Below are 21,898 nucleotides of genomic sequence, written 5' to 3'. Positions count from 1 at the left end.
GCACGCGCCTGGCTTCACGCGCGGTGGTAGACAAGGGGCAGCCCTCACCGAGGTGCGTGCCCCTTTTCATGGCCGGTCGTCAGCGCACGACGCCCTCAGGGACGAACCGCGATCACTTCGATCTCGACCCGCCAGGCTGGATGGGCCAGGCCCGCGACTTGGAAGGCCGAGCGCGCCGGCAGATTCGGCTGCCCGGCGGCCGCGCCGAAGAACTGCGTATAGCCGGCCATGAAACCCTCGAAGTCCATGACGCCGCCGTGCTCCGGCCCGCCGACCAGGAAGGCCTGCATCTTCACCACGTCCCTGAACGTCAACCCGAGCGTCTTCAACTGCCGCTGGATCTGCTCCAGCACATCGATGGTCTGTGCCTGGGTGTCGCCGAAGGCGGCCAGGGAATCTGCAGGTGCGTGGCTGTCGATCACCGACGGCACGGTGCCGCTGAGGTAGACCAGCGTCTTGCCAGAAGGGACCTCGACCGCCGACGCGATCGGGAAATCACCCGCGTCGTGGCGTATCACGTCCTGAGCATGGGCATGGCCGGCCGCGATCAGGGCCAACAGGGCAAGTGTCTTCAAAGCAGGTGTCATGGGTATCTCCTTGGGGTGAACGAGCCTGCGCGTCGGGCAGGTTGCAGGGCGCCACCGTCAGAACCGGTCGAGCCTGAACGGCCGTGGATCGAGGGCTGGCGTCTGGCCCAGCAGCAGGTCCGCCGCCAGCCGCGAGGACACCGGGCTTTCGGTCATGCCCCAGCCGGTGGCCGTGTTGAGCACCAGCCCTGGGTACCGGTCGACCGGGGCGATGATGGGGTTCTCGTCCGGGGCGATGGCCATGGCGCCGCTCCACTGGTCGATCAGCGTCGAGGCCTCGAACGCCGGGAACTCGGCCTTCAACCGTTCCAGCGATGCGTTCAGCTCCGGAAGGTCCGGGGCGGCGGTCATGATCCGGTTGCGTTCGAAGGGCGAGACCTCGTCCAGTGCCCAGTGGGTAGGCTGGAAGAGCGACTGGAACAGTTGCCGGTTCAGCGAGACGTGCACCGGAAAGTCCGGCAGGGCCAGCAACGGCAGGTACTTGTACCCGTAGATGAACGATTCCTTGACCACGGGCGCGACAACGACGCGGGGTGAGGTGGCATAGGTGCCGTCGGCCTGTTCGCGAAAGTAGATGTTGCCGGGCAGGGCGACGTTGCCGCCTGGCGCCTGGGGTGCAGCGCTGATCAGCTGCTGCGACTGGTAGGCCGGCAAGGTCGGCACGTCGACCCCCAGGTTCTGCATGAACAACCGGGACCAGGCGCCGCCGGCCACGACCACGCGGGACGTGCGGATGGCGCCCTTTTCCGTCACCACGTCGGAAATGGCGCCGGCCTGGGTGTCCAGCCCCCGCGCAGCGCACTGGGTGTAGAACTTCACGCCGAGCCGCTTGGCGTACTCGGCCATGACGAACGAGGCGATCTCGGCGTCCAGGCTGCCGGCATCCTCCTCGAACCCGGCGATCGTCCAGGATGACGCCGCGCCACGCAGGCGCTGCTCGAGCGCCCGGCCCTCGACGATGCGGGTCCTGAAGGGCACCGCCGAGCCTGCGGTCTCACGGGTCCGGGCATCGATCCAGGCGCGCACCTGCTCCAGGTCATGCTCGTCCAGCGGCACCTCGACCCGGCCCTGGGTGCGGTAGCTGGTGTCGACGCCGACCTTGGCGTTCATCTCGCGCCACTGCTGCTTGGCCAGGTGGTGCAGCTGGAAGGTGGCGTCCGGCATCCGGTAGGTCATGGCCTGGCCATAGAACCGGCAGGACTGCTCGGCGGCGATTTCACCCTTCTCGACCACGACCACGGACAAGCCCCGCCCGGTGAGGTCGATCGCGGTCATGATGCCCAGAATGCCTGCGCCCACGATCACCACGTCCGCCTGCGCAGGCAGTGGCCCTTCGGTGCCGGCAACGAAACCCGACCTGGGCCTGCCGGGAATCAGGCGGCCTTCGCGCGTTAGCAGGGGGGTCAAGGCCCCCGCCCCGCCGGCCATTGCCACCAGGCCACTGCCAATCAAGAACCTGCGTCTTGTCACACCCATGTCGACTCGTTTCCTTTTTGCGAGGTGAGGCGACACCCGCGAAGACGCACCCGGCGCGATGGCGCACGCCAGGCCTGTCGAAGGCCATGGCTGGCGTGCACCGTATGCGCGATGGGCGACGTCTCGAGCGGGTGTCTGTCGTTCGGTAATGCGGGGTTCAGTCGAGGCAGCGGGTCACGTGCTTGATCGACTGGTAGGCGGCCAGCCCCCACGGCCCCAGCTCGCGGCCGATGCCGCTGCCCTTGGTGCCGCCCCAGGAGGTCTCGACGAAGACGGCCTGGACCGAGTTGATCCAGACGTGGCCGACGTCCAGTGCCTCGGCCACCCGTTCGGCACGGGCCAGGTCGGCACTGGCCACGGTGGCGACCAGGCCGAAGCGGCTGTCGTTGGCCAGGGCGACCGCCTGCGCCTCCGTGGAAAAGCGCTGCGTGCAAAGCACCGGCCCGAAGATTTCCTCTTGCCACAGGCGACTGCTGGCGGGCACGTCGACGTACAGCGTCGGGCTGACGAACCAGCCTTCGCGCGCCAGCGTCGAGCCGCCGGTCAGGCAATGCAGGCCCTCGGCACGGGCGATCTGGAAGTACTCGGCGACCTTGTGCCATTGCGCCGCGCTGGTCAGCGGGCCCATGTCGATGTTCTCGGTCAGCGGATTGCCCACCCGCAGCGCGGCGAAGGCCGCTTGCAGGCGGGGCAGCAGCACGTCGGCGATGCCCTCCTGGATTAGCAGGCGGGAGGTGGCCGAGCACATCTGTCCGGCGTTCCAGCAGATGCCGGCGACGATCCACGCCACTGCCTGGTCCGGGTCGCAGTCGTCGAACACGATGATCGCCGACTTGCCGCCCAGCTCCAGGGTCACAGGCCGGCAGTAGGCAGCCGAACTGCGCATCACCTGGCTGCCCACCGTGTTGCTGCCGGTGAACGACAGCTTGTCCAGGCCAGGGTGTTCGCTCAGCGCCGCGCCGGTCTCGGCCTTGCCACCGACCAGGTTCAACACCCCGGCCGGCAGCCCGAGCCGCTCGGCAATGCGGGCGTAGACCTGCTCGATCAGCGGGGTGATCTCCGAAGGCTTGAGCACCACGGTGCAGCCGGCGGCCAGGGCGGGCGCGAGCTTCCAGGCGCTGGTGACCAGCGGGAAGTTCCACGGCACGATCAGCCCGACCACGCCGACCGGCTCGCGCCGCGTGCGCGACGAGAATCCCGGCGTGGCCAGGGCCACCTCCGAGGGTGTGTCCTGCTGTTCGATCAGGGCCGCGTAATAGGTGAAGGTGGCCACGGCATCGTCGACGTCCACCTCGGCCTCGTGACGCGGCTTGCCGTTGTTGCGCATTTGCAAGGTGACCAGTGCGTCCCGTTGCTGCGCCAGGTACTCGGCGAAACCGCGCAGATACGCCGCGCGCTCGGCGACCGAGGTCGCCTTCCAGGCTGGCAGGGCCCGGCGCGCGGCGGCGACGGCGTGGTCGACCTGAGCCCTGTCGGCCGACATCAGCTCGGCGAAGGGGTGGGCGAGGGACGGGTCATAGGCCACCAGGCAATCGTTGCCCGCGCCTGCGACCCACTGGCCGTCGATGTAATGAGGGGTGTTCATGGTCGTTTCCGGTCGTCCATTGATGAGGGCAAGGCGGGGTACGTCCGCCCCGCACCGTCCTGCCTGCGAACGTACACGCCGGGCAGGACGGGGCGAGGGGGATGGGTCAGGGCGCGAATGGCGGCGCCTCGTCGATCTCGATGATCAAGGGGCGGTCGTCGGGTGCCTGACGCAGCAATGTCTGCAGGTGCGCGTGATCATGGGCACGCTCGGCAGCGCAGCCGAAGCCGCGGGCGATGGCGAGAAAGTCCGGCGTGTAGATGTCCACGCCCAAGGGCGTGATGTCGCGACGCTCCATGTAGCGCTTGATCTCGCCGTAACCCTGGTTGTTCCACAGCAGCACGATGAGACCGACCCGTGCCTCCACGGCACTGGCCAGCTCCGGCAGGCTGAACTGGATGCCACCGTCGCCCATCAGGCTGATCACCGCCCGCTGCGGCTCGGCCAGCTTGGCGCCGATGGCGGCAGGCAAGCCGTAGCCCAGGGTGCCGTACCCGGTGGAGGAGTTGAACCAGCGGCGTGGGCCGGCCAGCTCCACCAGGTGATTGCCGCTGTAGACGGTCTGCGTCGAGTCGCCGACGAAGCGCGCATCGGGCAGGACCTCGAGAATGCAGTCGAACAGGTGCCGGTAGTGCGCCCAGCCGGTGAAGTCCTCGGCCAGCCGGCCACGGACCTGGGCGGCCCGGCGTGCGCCAGGGCTGTCCAGGCTCGGGGTCCGGGCCGGCAGGTGCGCGAGCAGGGCCTGCATGGTTTGCCGGGCATCGCCGAGAATGGCCAGGCTGGGTGCATGATTACGGGTCAGTTGCTCGGCATCGATGTCGACGCGGATCAGCGCGCCGCCGAGGCGGAAGTTGCCGTCGAAGACCACGTCGTAATCGGTCTCGCCCAGTTCGGTGCCGATGGCCAGTACCACGTCGGCTTCCAGCGCCAACTCGCGCACGGGCACCAGGGACTGGTTGCTGCCCAGCAGCAACGGGTGATCACCTGGCAAGAGGCCTTTGGCGTTGATGGTCAGTGCCGTGGGCGCATCGAGCCGGGTGGCCAGCTCCGCCGCCTCGGCCTGCGCCTCGACGCAGCCGCCGCCAAGCAGCAGCAACGGGCGGCTGGCGCCACGCAGGCGGGTCGCCGCGTCGGCCAGCGCGTTGGCATCGGCGGCCGGACGTGGCAGACGGCAACGCGGTTGTACCTGCAGGTGCTCGGCTGACGCGGTGATGATGTCCAGGGGCAGCTCGATGTGTACCGGGCGCGGGCGCTGGCTGTCGAAGACCGCGAAGGCGCGTGCCAGTACCCCCGGCAGTTCCTCGACGCTCATCAAGGTATGGCTGAAGGCACTGACCCCGGCGACCATCGCCCGCTGGTTGGGCAGCTCGTGCAGGTAACCCTTGCCCAGGCCGAGCCGCGCGCGTTCGTTGACGCTGCTGATCACCAGCATCGGGATGGAATCGGCATAGGCCTGGCCCATGGCCGTGAGGATGTTGGTCATGCCGGGGCCGGTGATGATGAAGCACACCCCCGGCTTGCCGCTGACCCGTGCATAGCCGTCTGCCATGAAGCCCGCGCCCTGCTCATGGCGCGGGGTGACGTGGCGGATGCCGCTGTCCGGCAGGCCGCGGTACAGCTCCACGGTATGCACACCGGGGATACCGAACACGGTATCGACGCCCCAGGCCTGGAGCTGCTGTATGAGAAACTCTCCACAAGAAGTCATGCTGCTTTTCCTTTTGAACGAAGGCGCAGTGCCGGCGCTTGCCGACCGACACTGCGTGCATCGGATCGACGACGGGCGTCAGGCCATGCGCGTGGCGCGCAGCTGCGGGCGGGTCAGCACGCTGCCCAGCACGAAAGCCAGCAGGCCGACGGCCAGGCTGTAGTAGATCGGCGTGTTGGCTTCCAGGCCGTCGCGGAACATGAACACCAGCGCCGTGCCGCAGCCCAGCACCATGCTCAGGATCGCCCCCGTGGTGGTCGCACGCTTCCAGTAGATGGCGCCGAGCATAGGGATCAGGATGCCGCCGACCAGCAGGTTGTAGGCCAGGGTCAGCGCGCCGATGACGTCGTTGACGACCAGCGCGATGCCCAGTACCACCACCCCGGTGGCGAAGGTGAACGCGCGCGACATGCCCAGGCTCGAGGGGCGGCCATTTCGCAGCTTGGGCAATAGGTCTTCGGTGAGGGTGGTCGAGGCGGCCAGCAGGCCGGCGCTGGCGGTGGACATCATCGCCGCCAGGGCGGCGGCGATCACCAGGCCGCGAATGCCGTTGGGCAAGGCGCTCTGCACGATCGAGGCGAAGGCGTTGTTGGCGTCGGCCAGGTCCGGCAGCAGCACTTTGGCGCACATGCCGATCAGCGCACCGACCAGGCCGTAGAGCACGCAATACACCCCGGCCAGGCTGCCGGCCACTCGCGCCACCCCCTCGCTGCGCGCGGTGAACACGCGCTGCCAGATGTCCTGGCCAATGAGGATGCCGAAGAAGTAGATCAGGAAGTAGGTGAGGATGGTGTCGTAGCCGAGGGTGGTGAAGCTGAAGGCCGATTCGGGCAGCGTGGCGTGCAGGGCATCCCAGCCGCCGACGCGCCACAGGCAGATGGGCAGCAGCACGAACATCAACCCTAGGGTCTTGATCACGAACTGCACGATATCGGTCAGGGTCAGCGACCACATGCCACCGATGCTCGAATACACTACCACCACGCCACCGGCCAGAAGGATGGCGGTGACGAAGGGCAGGTCGAACAGCACTTGCAGCACGGTGCCACTGGCCAGGGTCGAGACCACGGCGATCATCAGCGCATAGGCGAACATCACCACCGCGCTGGCCTGACGCGCCATGGGCGTGTAGCGGCGCTCGAGAATCTGCGTCACGGTGCTGATGCGCAGCTTGAGCAGGGGCTTGGCCAGGCACAGGTTGAGCACGATGATCCCGGCGCCCAGCGCGGCGCACAGCCAGAACCCGGAAATGCCGTGCACATAACCCAGGCGCACGGTGCCGACGGTCGCCGCGCCGCCCAGTACCGTGGTGGCCATGGTGCCGAGGTAGAAGGCCGGGCCCAGGTTGCGTCCGGCCACCAGATAATCTTCCTGGGTGCGCGCGCGGCGCATGCCGTACCAGCCGAGCAGTAGCATGCCGGCGGCGTAAAGGATCACTACGGAGATATCCAGGAGCATGGTGTTGTTCTCATTGTTCTGGAAGGAAAGGACACCGGGCCCTACACGCCTGGTGTGTGAACGGTCGCAGGGATGATCAGGCGATTCCGGCGCCTCCGAGCGTCAGGCCGACGGGGCTTTTCTGCCGCACCCAGCGCGGGCCGCGCGGACCGTAGACCTCGGGCGGCTCCGGGAACAGGTTGAGCAGCGCCAGGTACAGCAGCGCCGCCATGCCCAGGGTGATCGGCAGGCTGACGTCGATGCCACCGACTAGGTCGCCCAGCGCACCGACGAACTGCCCGGGCAGGTTGACGAAGCACAGACCCACCGCCGCGCTCGGAATCCAGGCGCCCAGGCCGCGCCAGTTCCAGCCGTGCTGGAACCAGTAGCGTCCACCGCGCTCGCCGCGGGTGAACACCTGCAGGTCGTCGGCGTGGTAGACGCCGCGGCGCACGATCAGGCCCAGGATCATGATCACCATCCAGGGGCTGGTGCAGGTGACGATCAGCACGGCGAAGGTCGAGACGCTCTGCACCAGATTGAAGGCGAAGCGGCCGATGAAGATGAAGGCGATCGCCGCCACGCCGATCAGCAGCGTGGCCACTGCGCGGCTCAGTACCCGGGGGAACATGCTCGACATGTCCAGGCCCGTGCCGTACAGCGCGGTGGTGCCGGTGGACAGGCCGCCGATCAGAGCGATCAGGCACACCGGCAGGAAGAACCAGCTTGGCGAAATGGCCAGCAGGCCGCCGACGTAGTTGCTCGCCTCGATGTACTGCGGCGCCTGGGTGGCCACCAGGGTGGCAGTGCACAGGCCGAACAGGAACGGAATGAGCGTACCGGCCTGGGCCGCGACCACCGCCAGCATGATGCGCCGCTTGGGCGTATGGCGGGGGATGTAGCGCGACCAGTCGCCGAGGAAGGCGCCGAACGACACCGGATTGCTCATCGCCAGCAACGCCGCGCCGATGAAAGCGGCCCAGAACCCTGCCTGGTCGAGGTCGAGGGTGCCAGCGTAGTGCATGTCGAACGGGCCGGCGAAGGCCACCAAGCCCAGCAGGAACAGCAGGCTCGATGCCCACACCGCGATCTTGTTGACCCACAGCATGATGCGAAACCCATAGATGCACACCGCCAGCACCAGCACGGCGAACACCCCATACGCCAGGCCTAGGGTCAGATCGTTTTCGGGCAGGCCAACCAGGCGCTTGGCCCCGCCGATCAGGGCGTCGCCCGAACTCCACACCGACAGCGAGAAGAACGCCACGGCGGTGAGCAGCGAGAGAAAGGAGCCGACGATACGCCCATGCACGCCGAAGTGCGCGCCGGACGAAACCGCGTTGTTGGTGCCGTTGAGCGCGCCGAACACGCCCATGGGCGCAAGAATCAGCGCGCCGACCGCCACGCCCAGGACGATCGCCCACACGCCAGCCTGGAACGACAGGCCGAACAGCACGGGAAAGCTGCCCAGCACGGCTGTGGCGAAGGTGTTGGCGCCGCCGAAGATCAGGCGGAACAGGTCGGTGGGGGATGCATCGCGCTGCGCGTCGGGAATCTGCTCGACGCCAAACGTTTCGATACCCGTACTCATGGTGTGTCTCCGGTGCCTGTCACGGTTCTTGTAAGGTCGGCTCAGGCGCACCGGCCTTTTTATTCACCCCCGGCAAGGACCGATGGGCGGTGTCATAGCAAGGCCCCCGGGTGTGGGGCCGCAGCGTGCGCGGGAAGGGTGGCCCTGCGCGCGCCGAAGGTTCAGCTCAGGCTTGAGGCGGACAGGTGCTCGTGGCACGCCAACCACTGCCCGGCCTGCTGACGAAAGACGATGGTCTCGCGTTCTTGCAGGTGGTGTTCTTCGCCATCCAGAGACAGGCGTGTCACGACGTCATGGATGAAAATCGCCACTTCATCGCCTTGCAGACTGATGTGAGCCCCGCTGGAGCAGCAGCTCAGCACGGCGAAGCCCTCGGCCTGCCACCGTTGCCAGAGTGCGCGATAGTTTTCGAGCGAAAGCGGCTGCGGCTGGGTATGGAACACGAACGTGGCATCTTCGCTGAAGCAGGCGAAATAACGTGCCGTGTCGTTGCTGGCGAACGCCGCCACCAACGCCTCGGCAGCGGCCTGCACCTCGGCCACACGGTCCCTCGACGCAGCCGTCATCGGCGCACCACACCTGGCAGCACACAGAGCATTTCGTAGAGCAGATTGGCCCCCAGCAACGAGGTGTTGCCGGTGGTGTCGTAGGGCGGCGAAACCTCGACCAGGTCACAGCCCACCAGGTCCAGGCCCTGGCAGCCACGGATGATTTCCAGTGCCTGAATGGTGGTCAGGCCGCCTACCTCTGGCGTGCCCGTGCCGGGCGCCCAGGCCGGGTCGATGCCGTCGATGTCGAACGACAGGTACACCGGGCCGCCGCCGACCTTTTCGCGCACCTCGGCCATCAACGGGGCCAGCGACCGGTGCCAGCACTCCTCGGCCTGTACCACGCGAAAGCCCTGCTTGCGGCTCCAGTTGAAGTCCTCGCTGGTGTAGCCCTGGGCGCGCAGGCCGATCTGCACGACGCGCTCGCTGTCGAGCAGGCCTTCCTCCTGGGCGCGGCGGAAGGTCGTGCCGTGGGCGATCTTCTCGCCGAACATGTGATCGTTGACGTCGGCATGGGCGTCGATGTGCACCAGGCCGACCTTGCCGTGCTTCTTGTGGATCGCACGCAGGATCGGCAGGGTCAGGGTATGGTCGCCCCCCAGGGTCAGCGGGATGATGCCGTGGTCGAGGATGCGGTCGTATTCCTGCTCGATGATCCGGACGGCGTCGAGCAGGTTGAAGGTGTTGATCGCGATGTCACCGATGTCGGCGACGTTCAGCGAGTCGAAGGGCGCAGCGCCGGTGGCCATGTTGTAGGGGCGGATCATCACCGATTCGGCGCGGATCTGCCGCGGGCCGAAGCGGGTGCCGGAGCGCAGCGACGTGCCGATGTCGAGCGGGATGCCGACGAAGGCTGCATCGAGCTGGTTCAGAGCGTCGGGCGTCTGCACGTGGGGCAGGCGGAGCATGGTGGCGATGCCGCCGAAACGCGGCATTTCGTTGCCGCCCAAAGGCTGGTGGAGGGGCTGGTCCACGGGTGGCCTCACAATGTTGTAATTGGTGTGCGGCCATTCTGGTAAGGCTGTGCGAACAGAAGAATCGCTGGCGGCAAAAAGATAGTTCAGAGATTTCTGAACCATCGTCGTGTCGGCGCTCGGTCCGGTCGGCCCTGGCGTGGGTCGTCATGCGGCTACCGCGAGGCCGTCGACTGCTCTTAGAATGGCGCCGTCCCCGTGCCTGGAGCCCCCATGTCTTCTCACTCGACCGACCTCAAACTGCTGCGCATCTTCGCCAGCGTGGTACGTCACCAGGGCTTCGCGGCAGCCCAGCACGAGCTCAACCTGTCGACGTCGGCCATCAGCACTTACATGAGCCAATTGGAAACCCAGCTGGGTATCGTGCTGTGTCACCGCGGCCGGGGCGGCTTCAGCCTGACCAGCAAGGGCGAGCTCTTTCACCAGGAAACCCTGCGCCTGCTGGCCGAATTCGAGGGTTTCGAGCGCTACAGCGCCGCCCTCAAGGGCGAGCTGCGTGGCACCCTGAACCTGGGTGTGCTCGACTCGACCGTCACCGACCCGTCCCTGCCCCTGGCCGACGTGATCGGTGCCTACAGCAAGGACTACCCTGCAGTTCACCTGCACCTGAGCGTGCTGAGCCCGGCGCAGTTGCAACTGGGGGTCCAGGAGAACCGGCTGGACCTGGCCATCGGCGCATTCTCGATCCGCATGAACGGCCTCATCTACCAGCCCCTGTACCGCGAGCAGCACTGGCTCTACTGCAGCGACCGTCATGCGCTGTTCGACCAGCAGCGCATTTCCCCCGAGACCATCACCCAGCAACGCATGGTCGGGCGTGGCTACTGGAGCCAGGCCGAACTGGCGCGGCATGGCTTCAAGCACAGCGCAGCGACGGTGGAGTCCATGGAGGCGCAGATGATTCTGGTGCTGTCCGGCGCCTACATCGGCTACATGCCGGAGCACTATGCACACACGTGGGTCGAGCAGCAGCGACTCAAGGTGCTGGTGCCAGCGACGTTCGGGTATCAGGCGCCGTTTTCCCTGGCGATACGGCGGGGCAGGGCACGCGAGCCCTTGATCCAGAGTTTCCGCGATCGGCTCAAGGGATGAGGCAATGAGCGAGGTCGGGCCGGCAGCCCTTGTGTCGCTACGGGGCGCACGCACAGCCAGGTGCCAGGCGTGCAACGGCCCGGCTCGCGCCCTGGTGGCTCAGGCGCTGGGCCAGTTCACTGCCGGCAATGCCTCGAACGCTGGCCGTGCGAACAGGTAGCCCTGGAACAGGGCGATGTCCAGGCGCTGCAGCTCTTTCATCTCTTCGACGGTTTCCACGCCTTCGGCCACCACGCGGATCTGCAAGGCCTTGCAGACCCCGACGATGCCTTCCACGATCGCCTGACGCACACGATCGCTGTCGATGTTGCGTACCAGGGCCATGTCGAGCTTGATGATGTCGGGCTGGAACTCGGCCAGCAGGTTCAGGCCGGAGTAGCCGGCGCCGAAATCGTCGATGGCGGTCTTGAACTGCCGACGCTGGTATTCGTGCACGATGCTCTTGAGGTGTTCCTTGTCGGTCAGCTCTTCCTGCTCGGTGATCTCGAAGATGATCCGTTCGGTAGGGAAGTCGAAGCGCCGGGCCGCCGCCAAGGTGGCGCGGATGCAGTTGGCCGCCTGATAGACCGCGTTGGGCAGGAAGTTGATGCTCAGCAGGCAGGGGATCTGCAAGCGGGCGGCCAGCTCGATGGCCTTGATCCGGCAGGACTGGTCGAAGGCGTAGCGGTTGGTGTCGTTGACCCGGGCCAGTACGCTGGCTGCGCCACTGCCGTCGGTACCGCGTACCAGCGCCTCGTAGGCATAGATGCTCGCGTCGCGCAGGTCGACGATCGGCTGGAAGGCCATGCTGAAGTCGAAGTCCAGTGCCTTGCCGTCGAGGCAGGACGCGCAGGGTCGCTTGTCTGAAGGGTCGCCCATGGGAGAGGTGTCCATTGAATCGGTGAAGAGGGTGGCAGCCGCCTGCCGCCAGGTGCGGTTCAGGGTTGCTGCGGCGATGCGCCCACCCGCACTCGGGAGGGCTTTCACGAAGACGGGCCACACGCTCGTCCCAGGGTCTCGACGAATCTTGTCCATGTCATTGGACAGGTCTCGACGCCGGGAGTGCGGCGGCCATCGGTGAGGTATACAGCAGAGGGTGGCAAAGAGCCATACTTACAGGCCGAGCGGCCCGTAACGAAAAAGCCACGGACCCGATCGCTCGAGTCCGTGGCTTTCGATTACCCGGTCAGGTCCGGTCGCCTGGCGACCGGGCCGTTCAGGTCATCACAGCGCCATGTCGGCCGCTGGATTGGCTTCTACAGGGGCAGCCGAGGAACCGTCGTACGCCGGTACCGACGCATCGATCACAGGCGGCGGGGTGAGCTGCAGGACCTTGGAGGTGTAGTTCCACTCTTCCTGGGTCTTGGCCGCCGAGTCGTTCAGACGGGTGCCATAGCTCGGCACGATCTGGTGGACCTTGGCTTGCCACTCAGGCGTGGCCAGCTTGTCCTTGAACACGCGCTCCAGGACGCCCAGCATGATCGGCGCAGCGGTCGAGGCACCTGGCGAGGCGCCCAGCAGGCCGGCGATGGAGCCGTCCTTGGAGGAAACCAGCTCGGTGCCCAGCTTCAGCACGCCACCCAGCTGCTCGTCACGCTTGATGATCTGCACGCGCTGGCCAGCCTGCCACAGACGCCAGTCTTCTTTCTTGGCGTGCGGGAAGTACTGCTGCAGGGCCGCGAAACGGTCGTCGTCGGACTGCATCAGCTGACCGGCGAGGTACTCGACCAGCGGGTACTGATCGATGCCCACACGGGTCATCGGCCAGGTGTTGTGCAGGGTCATGCTGCTCAGCAGGTCGAAGTACGAGCCTTGCTTGAGGAACTTGGTCGAGAAGGTCGCGAACGGGCCAAACAGGATGACGCGCTTGCCGTCCAGCACGCGGGTGTCCAGGTGCGGAACCGACATGGGCGGTGCACCGGTCGAGGCGATGCCGTAGGCCTTGGCCATGTGCTGCATGGCGACGGTCGGGTTCTCGGTGACCAGGAACGAACCGCCCACCGGGAAGCCGGCGTATTCCTTGGCTTCGGGAATACCGGACTTCTGCAGCAGCTTCAGTGCGCCGCCACCGGCACCGATGAACAGGAACTTGGCGTCGGTCGCGCTCTTGCTGCCGTCCTTCAGGTTCTTGTACTCGACGTGCCAGGAGCCATCGTCGTTGCGGGTGATGTCCTGGACCTCGGTGGACAGCTTCAGGTCGAAGTTGTCCTTGGTCTTGAGGTGACCGACGAACTGACGGGTGATCTCACCGAAGTTTACGTCGGTGCCGATCGGCGTCCAGGTCACGGCCAGCTTCTGGTTCGGGTCGCGCCCTTCCATCATCAGCGGGACCCACTTGGCGATCTGCGCGTGGTCTTCGGAGTACTGCATCGGACGGAACAGTGGGCTCGCCTGCAGCGCTTCGTAGCGCTTCTTCAGGAAGCGGATGTTGTCGTCACCCCAGACGAAGCTCATGTGCGGCGTCGAGTTGATGAACGAACGCGGGTTCTTCAGGACGTTGTGGCGCACCTGCCAGGACCAGAACTGACGCGAGATCTGGAACGACTCGTTGATCTCGACGGCCTTGGAGATGTTGATGTTGCCGTCTTTGTCTTCCGGGGTGTAGTTCAGCTCGGCCAGGGCCGAGTGGCCGGTGCCGGCGTTGTTCCAGCCGTTGGAGCTTTCCTCGGCGACGCCGTCCAGACGCTCGATCATTTCCATCGACCAGCTCGGCTCCAGCTCGCTGAGCCAGATACCCAGGGTCGAACTCATGATGCCGCCGCCTACCAGCAGGACGTCGACTTTCTTGGTCTCGTCAGCGTGGGCCTGCATGAAGCCCGCGACAACCGCCAGGCCCAACAGGGTCTTGCTTGCCTTTTTGAACATTGAAATTATCCAGTACCGTACGTTATCCACGTGCCGCTCCCTCGATAGATCCCTGCAGGCCTGGTAAGCGCTGGCACGGTCTGACAGTCGAGTGCGACGATCGGTGGTCTTCAGGAGCGATTGCTCAGCCCCAATGGGTAATGTCTTCAGCGCTGGCTTTTTATTGGGATGGATTCAGCGGCTTGAGCAACATGAACGCCCGCCCGCCGGCCATCCTGGCAAGTCTAGGCTTTGAAACGTTTCAGCCATTGTAACCGAATTATTTCACCCATCAAATTTTAGGGGGTGACGTCAAGACGACAGGTTGCCTCAGGGTGCAGGCATTCCCTGATCGGCTTCATGAACCCGTCCAGACCGGGGAGGGCGCTACGACTCGGGGGCCGTGGACGAGGGCGTCTCGCAGGGCAGGGTGCCCAGGTCGTCGATGATGGCCTCGGCCAGCTCGCTCAGTACGTTCGCCGCGTAGACGAGGTACCGATCGTTGCGCTGGGCCGCCTGCAAGGTCAGGCGCTCCACGCACTCCACGATCACGGCGGTCTGCTCCAAGGCCAGCTTGGCAGGGACATGGGGGCTGATGCGAAACAGCGGCTTGTCGCCCTTCCACAGCCCGAACGTGGTGATGCCCCGGGTCACGGTCGGCTTGGTGCATTTCATCGCACGGCCCCAGGCTTCAGTGACATGTCTGCGTGTGCCCGAGCATCTGCTCCAGACGCTCGTAGATCGTCTGCAGCTCGGTCGCTGCGGCCAGCAGTTGGTCATGGTCCGCGCTGTCCGGGTGCAGGCGTGTGATCTTGCGCGTCAGGAACTGGGCACACGTCAGGTGCTCGGCGGCATGGATGAGCAGGTCCTCGAGAGAGGGGGCAGGTGGGTCCGGTACGATCTTCAGCATGCTAAGGCTCCTCGTCAGGTGGAGCTGCCACGCGGCTGCTGTCAAACATGGAAGGTGGCAGCTGTACGCGGGTTGACAGACCGAGGACGAAGAGAGACCCGGCGCACACGAGGTGCCCCACGTACACCTGCCATGACGGCGAGTACATGCATCTCTTCGAACGAGGCGGCCTGTCAAAACCGGTCGCCAACATCAGCGACCGGTCGAGACTAGGAGGGCGCAGGGCTCAATGCAACGGCATATGTACGAGCCGAGCATATTTGGGAAAAGGCCTACGACATATAAGGAAAAGCTGAAGGCTTTGTTGCCATTTTCCCTGTGTTCCACGTGAAACATGAACACAGGTCAACGCAACCCGAGAGGCGAATCCGAAGCTGTTCAGGCCCGGACGTACGCCCATGCGGTCAGGCCCGAGGCCAGGGTAACGGCAACGCGTGTGTAGTCCGACACTTCATAGTCATCGGCTGCAGCAAGTTCTTCGGTCGAGATCTGGAAGACCCGACCACTGACGCTGTCATCGGGCGTGTCGCTGGGAAATACGATGGGGTGACGGGATTTGCCACTGGTCGCGACGACGGCCGGATCGGTGATCTCCACCCAGTCCTGCCGGTAGCCCAGCATGCGGTCTTCCTGACCGATGAGTTCACGCCCGAACTTGGCCAGTTGCACGGCCTTATCCTGCAGGGTGCCATAGGAGAACAACAATTCGGGGTAGAGGGTCGAGGGCGTGAGCGTATCGGTGGCGGACGCGGCTGCCGGCTGAAGGCGCGTCTCGAGGGCGGCGACCTGTTGCTCCAGCGCTTCCAACCTGGCCCGTGTACGGCTCAAGACGACCATCTGGCTGTCGAATTCTTCTCGGCTGACCAGGTCCAGCTTGCTGAAGGCACTTTGCATCAGGGCCTTGAACTGACCTTCGAGTTCGGCACGGGGACGGGCGCCGTCTCCCGTGAACAGACGCGACGCCTGGTCGCTAAGAGCATCGAGAAAGGCTTTGGGCGCGAGCATGGGGCGATGTTCCGCAGGACGTGGATAGGGCCTCAGTGTAGCACGGCGGCACGGGCCGCCAGGCTTGCACGGTTTTCGAGCACGCCGGCCGGCAAGCGCGCACCGAAGCTGTGCGCATGGATGGCAAAACGCATGTGCCGCACGGCGAAATCATCGGCAACTGGCTGTTTTTCAAGGCCTTCGTGGACTTGGCAAGGAACCTGCAAAACCTCCGGCAAGGCCTGCACCGATGCGGCTCTCGAACCCTGCACGCAGAAGCACCGGCCCGAGCGACGGCTTGCGATCGGCCATGCCGCAGGTGGGCACGAGGATACCGCCGAGGATGCGTTACAAAGCCATGCGCTGCGCTTAGACTGGCCACGGGTTTGTTTTCCTGGGGCAAGTCAACCTAATCGGGAGAGAGTTTCATGAAGCTAGTTACTGCCATCATCAAGCCATTCAAGCTGGACGACGTGCGCGAGTCGCTGTCGGAGATCGGCGTACAAGGCATCACCGTGTCCGAAGTCAAAGGCTTCGGGCGCCAGAAGGGGCATACCGAGCTGTACCGGGGTGCCGAATACGTCGTCGACTTCCTGCCCAAGGTGAAGATCGAAGTGGCCATCGACGACAAGGACCTCGACCGCGTGATCGACGCCATCACCAAGGCGGCCAACACCGGCAAGATCGGTGACGGCAAGATCTTCGTGGTCAATCTGGAACAGGCGATCCGCATCCGTACCGGTGAAACCGGCACCGACGCGATCTGACCTAGCGCCTCACCAAACCCCAACGCCCCAGGAGAAAACAACATGACTCTGCGCACGATCGCAGGGCTAGGCGCCCTATTGTCCCTCGTAATGCCTGGGCTGGCCTTGGCCGAAGACGCCGCCCCCGTTCTGAACTCCGGCGACACCGCCTGGATGCTCACGGCCACGGCCCTGGTGCTGTTCATGACCATCCCGGGCCTGGCGCTGTTCTACGGCGGCATGGTGCGTTCCAAGAACGTCCTGTCGGTGATGATGCAGTGCTTTGCCATCACCGGTCTGATGAGCATCCTGTGGATGGTGTACGGCTACAGCCTGGCCTTCGACACCACCGGCATGGAAAAAGGCGTGCTCAACGCCAGCTCCTTCGTCGGCGGGCTGTCCAAGGCCTTCCTGGCGGGCGTCACCCCCCAGAGCCTGACCGCGTCGTTCCCTGAACCGGTGTTCATCACCTTCCAGATGACCTTCGCCATCATCACCCCTGCGCTGATCGTCGGGGCCTTCGCCGAACGCATGAAGTTCTCGGCGATGCTGGTGTTCATGACCGTCTGGTTCACCCTGGTGTATGCGCCCATCGCGCACATGGTCTGGGGGGGTGATGGTGCCCTCATGTGGGACTGGGGCGTGCTCGACTTCGCCGGCGGCACCGTGGTGCACATCAATGCCGGTATCGCCGGGCTGGTGGCCTGCCTGGTGCTGGGCAAGCGCAAGGGGTTCCCGACCACGCCCATGGCACCGCACAACCTGGGCTATACCCTGATGGGCGCCGCCATGCTGTGGATCGGCTGGTTCGGGTTCAACGCAGGCTCCGCTGCGGCAGCCAACGGTACGGCTGGCATGGCCATGCTGGTGACCCAGATCGCCACGGCCGCTGCCGCCCTGAGCTGGATGTTCGCCGAGTGGATCGGTCACGGTAAGCCCAGTGCATTGGGCATCGCGTCCGGCGTGGTCGCCGGGCTGGTGGCGATCACGCCAGCAGCGGGCACGGTCGGCCCCATGGGCGCCCTGGTGATCGGCCTGGTGTCCGGTGTGGTCTGCTACTTCTGCGCCACCCGCCTCAAGCGCACGCTGGGCTACGACGACTCCCTGGATGCCTTCGGCGTACACGGTGTGGGCGGCATCGTCGGCGCGATCCTCACCGGTGCCTTCGCAGCGCCTGCGCTGGGCGGCTTCGGCGAGGTACAGGACATCGCCTTGCAACTGTGGATCCAGACCAAGGGCGTCCTCGTCACCGTGGTCTACACCGGTGTCGTGACCTATGTGATCCTCAAGGTGGTCGATGTGACGATGGGCCTGCGGGTCAGTGAAGAAGAAGAGTCGGTCGGCCTCGACCTGGCTCAGCACAACGAGCGTGGCTACAACTTGTAAGCGCGCGCACCGTGTTCATTTGCCCGGCGCGTCCGGGCATTTTTTCGCCTGCGATTCCCCGTCGCGGGCGCTCGGAGCCAGGTATGGTGCGCCCGTCACGCGCGGCAGAAAACTTACAGCGCGCTGGGCATTTCTGGTGCTTTGCTTTTTCTGCGAGCGCGCTAGAATGCGCGCCAACGCACGTCATGGCGCGCTGCATGGCGCCTTCGTCCACCGTCGTATCCATTGGCACGGTTGGGGACAGTTGGAGGCGAATGCCTGCCCATGACGTCGAGTTTCGTCAACGTCCGCCCTCGCGGCGTTGCACCACGACCGCTTCCTGACGAAGGGGTCGACACGACCAAGGCTTGCCGAACGTCCGTGGAATTTTTGCCTGTGCTCGTCGGTCTACGGCGTCACGGGCTGCACATTCAATCTGCCTTTCGCATGGCATGGGGAACGACATGAGCGACGATGATCTGGAAAACGACGACCTCGAAGTAGGTGACGAAGAGAACGACGAGGCCCTCGAAGCGGCAAGCGACGAAAGCGCGGAAGACGTGGGCGAAGACGACAGCCCCACGCCTGCCGCCAAGGGCAAGGCCAAGGCGGCCGTCTCGGTGGACGACATGCCGAGCCTGGAAGCCAAGCAGAAGGAGCGCGATGCCCTGGCCCGTGCCATGGAGGAGTTCCTGTCGCGTGGCGGCAGAATTCAGGAAGTCGAGGCCAACGTGGTCGCCGACCCGCCCAAGAAGCCGGACAACAAGTACGGCAGCCGCCCTATCTGAGTACCCCCTCCGGGCTGTTCGTCACCCGTGAAAGCGCGCCTTCGCCAGCGCTTTCACGGCAGGCCTCGAATGACCGGGGCCTTGGCTTGCCATCCTCGAAGGGCAAGCCGCCGTCATCTGGCGATAGGCGCGCCGGGCTACTGCCACTGCGCCAGGACGTCATCAAGTTGCGACAGACACCGTATCTCGGCATCCGGCGCGCGCTCGGCCTGCCAGGGCTTGCCCTGCGGGTTGAACCACACGGCCTTGAACCCCGCGCGTTGTGCACCGGTGATGTCGTCGCCCGGGTGATCGCCCACGTGCACGGCGTTCGCCGCCTGCGCATTGCCCAGCCGCAGCGCTTCCAGGAAGAGTGCAGGGTCCGGTTTGCCGACCCCCAGGTCTTCGGCGCACAAGGCGAAGTCGAAATAGTCGGCCAGGCCCAGACGACGCACGTCGGCATTGCCGTTGGTCACCACGCCCAGCGTGTGGCGCTGGCCCAGGCGCTCGAGCATGGGCTGCACCTGCGGGAAGATCTCCAGCTGGTGGCGCGCCTGCAGGAACACCTCGAACGCTTCGTCAGCCAAGGCCTGCGCCTGGGCCTCGGTGTAGTCCAGTGCGTGCAAGGCCTGGAACAGCACCTGGCGGCGCAGGGCGCTGATGCGGTGCTTGAGCCCGGGTTCGGCTTCCACCAGTCGGGTGCGTACCGCGTGCAGGTGCTCGACCGGCAGCTCGCCCAATGCCGGTGCATGGGCCTTGATCCAGTCGCGCAGGACGCGTTCTGCGCTGGCGATCACAGGCGGTGTGTCCCACAGGGTATCGTCGAGGTCGAACGTGATCAGCGTGATGCTCATGAGTCGGTACCCTTGCTGCGTTTGGCCCTGGGATGGGCACTGTCGTACACCGCGGCCAGGTGCTGGAAGTCCAGGTGGGTGTAGATCTGCGTGGTGGTGATGTCGGCATGGCCGAGCATCTCCTGTACGGCACGCAGGTCCTGGGACGATTCCAGCAGATGGCTGGCGAAAGAATGGCGAAGCATGTGCGGGTGCAGGTGTTGGCCGAGTTCACGCTGGCCCACCACCTTGACCCGCAACTGAATGGCGCGCGTGCTCAGCCGACGCCCCTGGCGGGTGATGAACACCGCGCCATCGAGCGGGCTGCCGAGGCCCCGCAACCTGAGCCAGGCCAGGAGCGCCTCGCGGGCCTTGCGGCCTACCGGCAGGACACGGGCCTTGTTGCCCTTGCCGATGACCTGCACCAGACCTGCCGCCAGATCGAGGTGAGCCAGGTCGAGCCCGGCCAGTTCGGACAGGCGCAGCCCCGAGGAGTAGAACAGTTCCAGCATCGCCTGGTCGCGGCGAGCGATGAAATCATCGTCGACGCCGCCTTCGAGCAGTTGCTGGGCACGGTCGGTGTCGAGCACCTTGGGCAGCCGTCGCTCGCCCTTGGGCGGCGACAGGCCGTTGGCCGGGTCGTGCTGGCACAGGCCTTCGCGTACCAGATAGCGGTAGAAACCGCGCACCGACGACAACAGGCGCGCCAGGCTGCGCGAAGATTGACCGTGGTGGTGCTGGCGGGCGATGAAATGGCGCAGGGCCTGGATCTGCAGGTCGGACCAGCTGTCGATCGCCTGCTCCCTGCAGTGCGCCAGGACCTTGAGCAAGTCGCCGCGGTACGCCTGGATCGTGTTGCCCGACACCTGGCGCTCGTTGCGCAGGTAGGCGCAATAGGCCTCCAGTTGGCGCTCCATCAGCGCACCGGGCGCAGGGATTGCAGCGAACGCGCCACGACCCGGCCCAGCACGTCGGCGATGTGGTTCAGGAACAGCGTGCCTACGGTGCTCTTGTAATGTTGCGGATCAGGGCTGCCGATGGCCAGGACGCCATGCAGACCGTTGTGGTCGAGCGTCGCCACGGCGCTGGAGCCGACCTGCCGACGCTGGCTCTCGCCGAACAGGAAGGCCAGCTCGTGATCGCGCAGGTTGCCACTGACGGCCTTGCCGCTGCTCAGCAGGCCACCGATGGCTTGCTGCGCTTCGCCCAGGCTGGCCCAGCGCCCGACCGAGGCCGGGTGCTCGCTGAACAGGATGAGGCTGACGAACGGGACCTGAAAGTCCTGGCGCAGGCTGTCTTCGACCGTCATGACCACGTCTTCGAGGTGGCTGGCGTCGAGCAGGTCGACGATCAACCGGCGTGTCTTGTCGAACAACCGGTCATTGTCGCGCGCCACGTCCATCAGCTGCGACAGGCGATGGCGCAGCTCGATGTTGCGCTCGCGCAGCAGCTTCAACTGGCGCTCCACCAGCGACACGCTGTCGCCGCGCTGGTGGGGGATGTGCAGGGTGCCCAGCAGCTCGTCGTGCTCGGCGAAGAAGGTCGGGCGCGCCCGAAGGAAGGCCACCACCGCCTCGGTGTCGAGATCGTGGAGGGGCGTACTTGAATCCTTGGGCCGATCGCTCATGAAAGTCCTCGCTTTAAAGACGAACCTGTCCCTCGTAGACCCGAACCGCAGGCCCGGTCATCATGACCGGCTTGCCGGAGCCGGCCCATTCGATGCTCAACCGGCCACCGGGCAGGTCGAGCGACACGGGTGAATCCATCCAGCCCTGGCTGATCGCGGCCACCGCCGCCGCACAGGCGCCCGTGCCACAGGCCTGGGTTTCGCCCGCGCCACGCTCCCAGACCCGCAGCAGGGCCTGGTGACGATCGACCACCTGAAGGAAGCCGACGTTCACGCGCTGTGGAAAGCGCGCATGGTGCTCGATCTTGGGGCCCAGCGTGTGCACCGGGGCGCCGTGCACGTCCTCGACACGCAGGACGGCATGAGGGTTGCCCATCGACAGCGCCGCGATGTCGACCGTCTGCCCGTCTACTTCCAGTGGGTAGCTCAGCGCCTCGGCCGGCGCCTGGAACGGGATGTCGCTCGGGACCAGCCGGGGCGGGCCCATGTCGACACGTACCTGCCCGTCGTTGCGCACGTCCAGCACGATGATGCCGCCCTTGGTTTCCACGCGGATGCGCTTCTTGGCGGTCAGGCGCTTGTCCAGCACGAAGCGCGCGAAGCAGCGCGCGCCATTGCCGCACTGCTCGACCTCCGAGCCGTCGGCGTTGAAGATCCGGTAGCGGAAATCCACGTCCGGGTTGCTCGGGGCCTCGACGATCAGCAGCTGGTCGAAGCCGATCCCCGTGTGTCGGTCGCCCCATTGCCGGGCATGCTTGGGCTGGATGTGCGCATGCTGGCTGACCAGGTCCAGGACCATGAAGTCGTTCCCCAGCCCATGCATCTTGGTGAAACGCAGCAGCATG

The 21,898-nt window shown here is 65.6% G+C and carries 22 protein-coding genes and 1 pseudogene; 4 read left to right on the top strand and 19 right to left on the bottom strand.

The genetic code is table 11. The features are described 5' to 3' along the window. Nucleotides 1-95: 95 nt before the first annotated feature. The 8 genes from G7Z99_RS08455 to speB form a co-directional block, all read right to left on the bottom strand. Complete coding sequence (locus G7Z99_RS08455) at nt 96-587, bottom strand: RidA family protein (protein WP_181093168.1); 492 nt, start codon at nt 585-587, stop codon at nt 96-98. Between the two features lie 57 nt (nt 588-644). Beyond that, complete coding sequence (locus G7Z99_RS08450) at nt 645-2,039, bottom strand: NAD(P)/FAD-dependent oxidoreductase (protein ID WP_308812284.1); 1,395 nt, start codon at nt 2,037-2,039, stop codon at nt 645-647. 181 nt (nt 2,040-2,220) lie between these two features. Next, entirely contained in the window at nt 2,221-3,648 is a 1,428-nt protein-coding gene (locus G7Z99_RS08445) for an aldehyde dehydrogenase family protein (RefSeq protein ID WP_181093165.1), read from the bottom strand. A gap of 106 nt (nt 3,649-3,754) precedes the next feature. Further along, on the bottom strand, nt 3,755-5,356 hold the full coding sequence (locus G7Z99_RS08440) for a 5-guanidino-2-oxopentanoate decarboxylase (RefSeq protein WP_181093163.1): 1,602 nt from the start codon (nt 5,354-5,356) through the stop codon (nt 3,755-3,757). Nucleotides 5,357-5,434: 78 nt separating this feature from the next. After that, on the bottom strand, nt 5,435-6,814 hold the full coding sequence (locus tag G7Z99_RS08435) for a sodium:solute symporter (RefSeq protein ID WP_181093161.1): 1,380 nt from the start codon (nt 6,812-6,814) through the stop codon (nt 5,435-5,437). Nucleotides 6,815-6,890: 76 nt separating this feature from the next. Continuing rightward, nucleotides 6,891-8,384 carry a purine-cytosine permease family protein gene (locus tag G7Z99_RS08430; protein ID WP_181093160.1) on the bottom strand — a complete coding sequence of 498 codons (1,494 nt, stop codon included), beginning with the start codon at nt 8,382-8,384 and terminating at the stop codon, nt 6,891-6,893. Nucleotides 8,385-8,545: 161 nt separating this feature from the next. Beyond that, nucleotides 8,546-8,950, bottom strand: a complete 405-nt coding sequence (locus tag G7Z99_RS08425) for a YybH family protein (RefSeq protein ID WP_181093158.1) — start codon at nt 8,948-8,950, stop codon at nt 8,546-8,548. After that, nucleotides 8,947-9,906 (bottom strand): agmatinase, encoded by a 960-nt coding sequence (speB, locus tag G7Z99_RS08420; protein WP_181093156.1) that lies wholly within the window; start codon nt 9,904-9,906, stop codon nt 8,947-8,949. Before speB ends, G7Z99_RS08425 begins: the two co-directional genes overlap by 4 nt. A 213-nt stretch (nt 9,907-10,119) precedes the next feature. Here speB and G7Z99_RS08415 point away from each other — a divergent pair, with 213 nt between their 5' ends. After that, on the top strand, nt 10,120-10,998 hold the full coding sequence (locus tag G7Z99_RS08415) for a LysR family transcriptional regulator (RefSeq protein WP_181093149.1): 879 nt from the start codon (nt 10,120-10,122) through the stop codon (nt 10,996-10,998). Between the two features lie 99 nt (nt 10,999-11,097). Here G7Z99_RS08415 and G7Z99_RS08410 read toward each other — a convergent pair whose 3' ends face one another. The 7 genes and pseudogenes from G7Z99_RS08410 to G7Z99_RS08385 all read right to left on the bottom strand — a co-directional run bounded on the left by G7Z99_RS08410 (nt 11,098) and on the right by G7Z99_RS08385 (nt 15,963). Continuing rightward, a complete protein-coding gene (locus tag G7Z99_RS08410) occupies nt 11,098-11,856 on the bottom strand; it encodes an EAL domain-containing protein (protein ID WP_219854129.1) in 759 nt (252 codons plus the stop codon). Nucleotides 11,857-12,201: 345 nt separating this feature from the next. Further along, nucleotides 12,202-13,842, bottom strand: coding sequence for a malate dehydrogenase (quinone) (gene mqo / locus G7Z99_RS08405; RefSeq protein WP_181093147.1), 1,641 nt, complete (start codon nt 13,840-13,842; stop codon nt 12,202-12,204). A gap of 366 nt (nt 13,843-14,208) precedes the next feature. Continuing rightward, nucleotides 14,209-14,496 carry a DUF3077 domain-containing protein gene (locus tag G7Z99_RS08400; protein ID WP_181093146.1) on the bottom strand — a complete coding sequence of 96 codons (288 nt, stop codon included), beginning with the start codon at nt 14,494-14,496 and terminating at the stop codon, nt 14,209-14,211. A 16-nt stretch (nt 14,497-14,512) separates the two neighbouring features. Then, on the bottom strand, nt 14,513-14,731 hold the full coding sequence (locus G7Z99_RS08395) for a hypothetical protein (RefSeq protein WP_181093144.1): 219 nt from the start codon (nt 14,729-14,731) through the stop codon (nt 14,513-14,515). A gap of 378 nt (nt 14,732-15,109) precedes the next feature. Beyond that, the gene (locus G7Z99_RS19730) at nt 15,110-15,436 is read right to left on the bottom strand and encodes a gamma-glutamylcyclotransferase family protein (protein WP_258196985.1); all 327 of its coding nucleotides are present in this window, start codon (nt 15,434-15,436) and stop codon (nt 15,110-15,112) included. A gap of 45 nt (nt 15,437-15,481) precedes the next feature. Next, nucleotides 15,482-15,736 (bottom strand): annotated as a pseudogene (locus G7Z99_RS19850) (accessory factor UbiK family protein); the annotation flags it as partial. Between the two features lie 32 nt (nt 15,737-15,768). Further along, entirely contained in the window at nt 15,769-15,963 is a 195-nt protein-coding gene (locus G7Z99_RS08385) for a hypothetical protein (RefSeq protein WP_181093143.1), read from the bottom strand. Between the two features lie 180 nt (nt 15,964-16,143). Here G7Z99_RS08385 and glnK point away from each other — a divergent pair, with 180 nt between their 5' ends. From glnK to sutA, 3 genes are all read left to right on the top strand, one after another. Then, a complete protein-coding gene (gene glnK / locus G7Z99_RS08380; RefSeq protein WP_060392075.1) occupies nt 16,144-16,482 on the top strand; it encodes a P-II family nitrogen regulator in 339 nt (112 codons plus the stop codon). A 42-nt stretch (nt 16,483-16,524) separates the two neighbouring features. Then, nucleotides 16,525-17,847 carry an ammonium transporter gene (locus tag G7Z99_RS08375; protein ID WP_181093141.1) on the top strand — a complete coding sequence of 441 codons (1,323 nt, stop codon included), beginning with the start codon at nt 16,525-16,527 and terminating at the stop codon, nt 17,845-17,847. 443 nt (nt 17,848-18,290) lie between these two features. Then, the gene (gene sutA / locus G7Z99_RS08370; protein WP_181093139.1) at nt 18,291-18,614 is read left to right on the top strand and encodes a transcriptional regulator SutA; all 324 of its coding nucleotides are present in this window, start codon (nt 18,291-18,293) and stop codon (nt 18,612-18,614) included. A 137-nt stretch (nt 18,615-18,751) separates the two neighbouring features. On the opposite strand, the gene G7Z99_RS08365 is transcribed toward sutA, so the two are convergent. The 4 genes from G7Z99_RS08365 to dapF are packed head-to-tail and all read right to left on the bottom strand — an operon-like array spanning nt 18,752 to nt 21,897. Beyond that, nucleotides 18,752-19,447, bottom strand: a complete 696-nt coding sequence (locus G7Z99_RS08365; RefSeq protein ID WP_181093138.1) for an HAD family hydrolase — start codon at nt 19,445-19,447, stop codon at nt 18,752-18,754. Beyond that, nucleotides 19,444-20,343, bottom strand: coding sequence for a tyrosine recombinase XerC (gene xerC / locus G7Z99_RS08360; protein ID WP_181093136.1), 900 nt, complete (start codon nt 20,341-20,343; stop codon nt 19,444-19,446). Before xerC ends, G7Z99_RS08365 begins: the two co-directional genes overlap by 4 nt. After that, nucleotides 20,343-21,053: a DUF484 family protein gene (locus tag G7Z99_RS08355; protein WP_181093135.1), complete on the bottom strand. Its 711-nt coding sequence runs from the start codon at nt 21,051-21,053 to the stop codon at nt 20,343-20,345. The genes xerC and G7Z99_RS08355 overlap by 1 nt, the downstream gene beginning before the upstream one ends. Before the next feature lie 13 nt (nt 21,054-21,066). Further along, entirely contained in the window at nt 21,067-21,897 is an 831-nt protein-coding gene (gene dapF / locus G7Z99_RS08350) for a diaminopimelate epimerase (RefSeq protein ID WP_181093133.1), read from the bottom strand. Nucleotide 21,898: the final 1 nt, after the last annotated feature.

Source organism: Pseudomonas entomophila, from assembly GCF_013523165.1.
GTDB lineage: Bacteria > Pseudomonadota > Gammaproteobacteria > Pseudomonadales > Pseudomonadaceae > Aquipseudomonas > Aquipseudomonas entomophila_A.
The sequence above is the reverse complement of the archived record's forward strand: the minus strand, read 5'-3'. Positions and strand labels throughout refer to the sequence as shown.

Coding starts and splice junctions, on each gene's coding strand:
- G7Z99_RS08455 (WP_181093168.1), bottom strand. CDS start 587: ATGACACCTGCTTTGAAGACACTTGCCCTGTTGGCCCTGATCGCGGCC.
- G7Z99_RS08445 (WP_181093165.1), bottom strand. CDS start 3,648: ATGAACACCCCTCATTACATCGACGGCCAGTGGGTCGCAGGCGCGGGC.
- G7Z99_RS08440 (WP_181093163.1), bottom strand. CDS start 5,356: ATGACTTCTTGTGGAGAGTTTCTCATACAGCAGCTCCAGGCCTGGGGC.
- G7Z99_RS08435 (WP_181093161.1), bottom strand. CDS start 6,814: ATGCTCCTGGATATCTCCGTAGTGATCCTTTACGCCGCCGGCATGCTA.
- G7Z99_RS08430 (WP_181093160.1), bottom strand. CDS start 8,384: ATGAGTACGGGTATCGAAACGTTTGGCGTCGAGCAGATTCCCGACGCG.
- G7Z99_RS08425 (WP_181093158.1), bottom strand. CDS start 8,950: ATGACGGCTGCGTCGAGGGACCGTGTGGCCGAGGTGCAGGCCGCTGCC.
- G7Z99_RS08415 (WP_181093149.1), top strand. CDS start 10,120: ATGTCTTCTCACTCGACCGACCTCAAACTGCTGCGCATCTTCGCCAGC.
- G7Z99_RS08410 (WP_219854129.1), bottom strand. CDS start 11,856: ATGGGCGACCCTTCAGACAAGCGACCCTGCGCGTCCTGCCTCGACGGC.
- mqo (WP_181093147.1), bottom strand. CDS start 13,842: ATGTTCAAAAAGGCAAGCAAGACCCTGTTGGGCCTGGCGGTTGTCGCG.
- G7Z99_RS08400 (WP_181093146.1), bottom strand. CDS start 14,496: ATGAAATGCACCAAGCCGACCGTGACCCGGGGCATCACCACGTTCGGG.
- G7Z99_RS08395 (WP_181093144.1), bottom strand. CDS start 14,731: ATGCTGAAGATCGTACCGGACCCACCTGCCCCCTCTCTCGAGGACCTG.
- glnK (WP_060392075.1), top strand. CDS start 16,144: ATGAAGCTAGTTACTGCCATCATCAAGCCATTCAAGCTGGACGACGTG.
- G7Z99_RS08375 (WP_181093141.1), top strand. CDS start 16,525: ATGACTCTGCGCACGATCGCAGGGCTAGGCGCCCTATTGTCCCTCGTA.
- sutA (WP_181093139.1), top strand. CDS start 18,291: ATGAGCGACGATGATCTGGAAAACGACGACCTCGAAGTAGGTGACGAA.
- G7Z99_RS08365 (WP_181093138.1), bottom strand. CDS start 19,447: ATGAGCATCACGCTGATCACGTTCGACCTCGACGATACCCTGTGGGAC.
- xerC (WP_181093136.1), bottom strand. CDS start 20,343: ATGGAGCGCCAACTGGAGGCCTATTGCGCCTACCTGCGCAACGAGCGC.
- G7Z99_RS08355 (WP_181093135.1), bottom strand. CDS start 21,053: ATGAGCGATCGGCCCAAGGATTCAAGTACGCCCCTCCACGATCTCGAC.
- dapF (WP_181093133.1), bottom strand. CDS start 21,897: ATGCTGCTGCGTTTCACCAAGATGCATGGGCTGGGGAACGACTTCATG.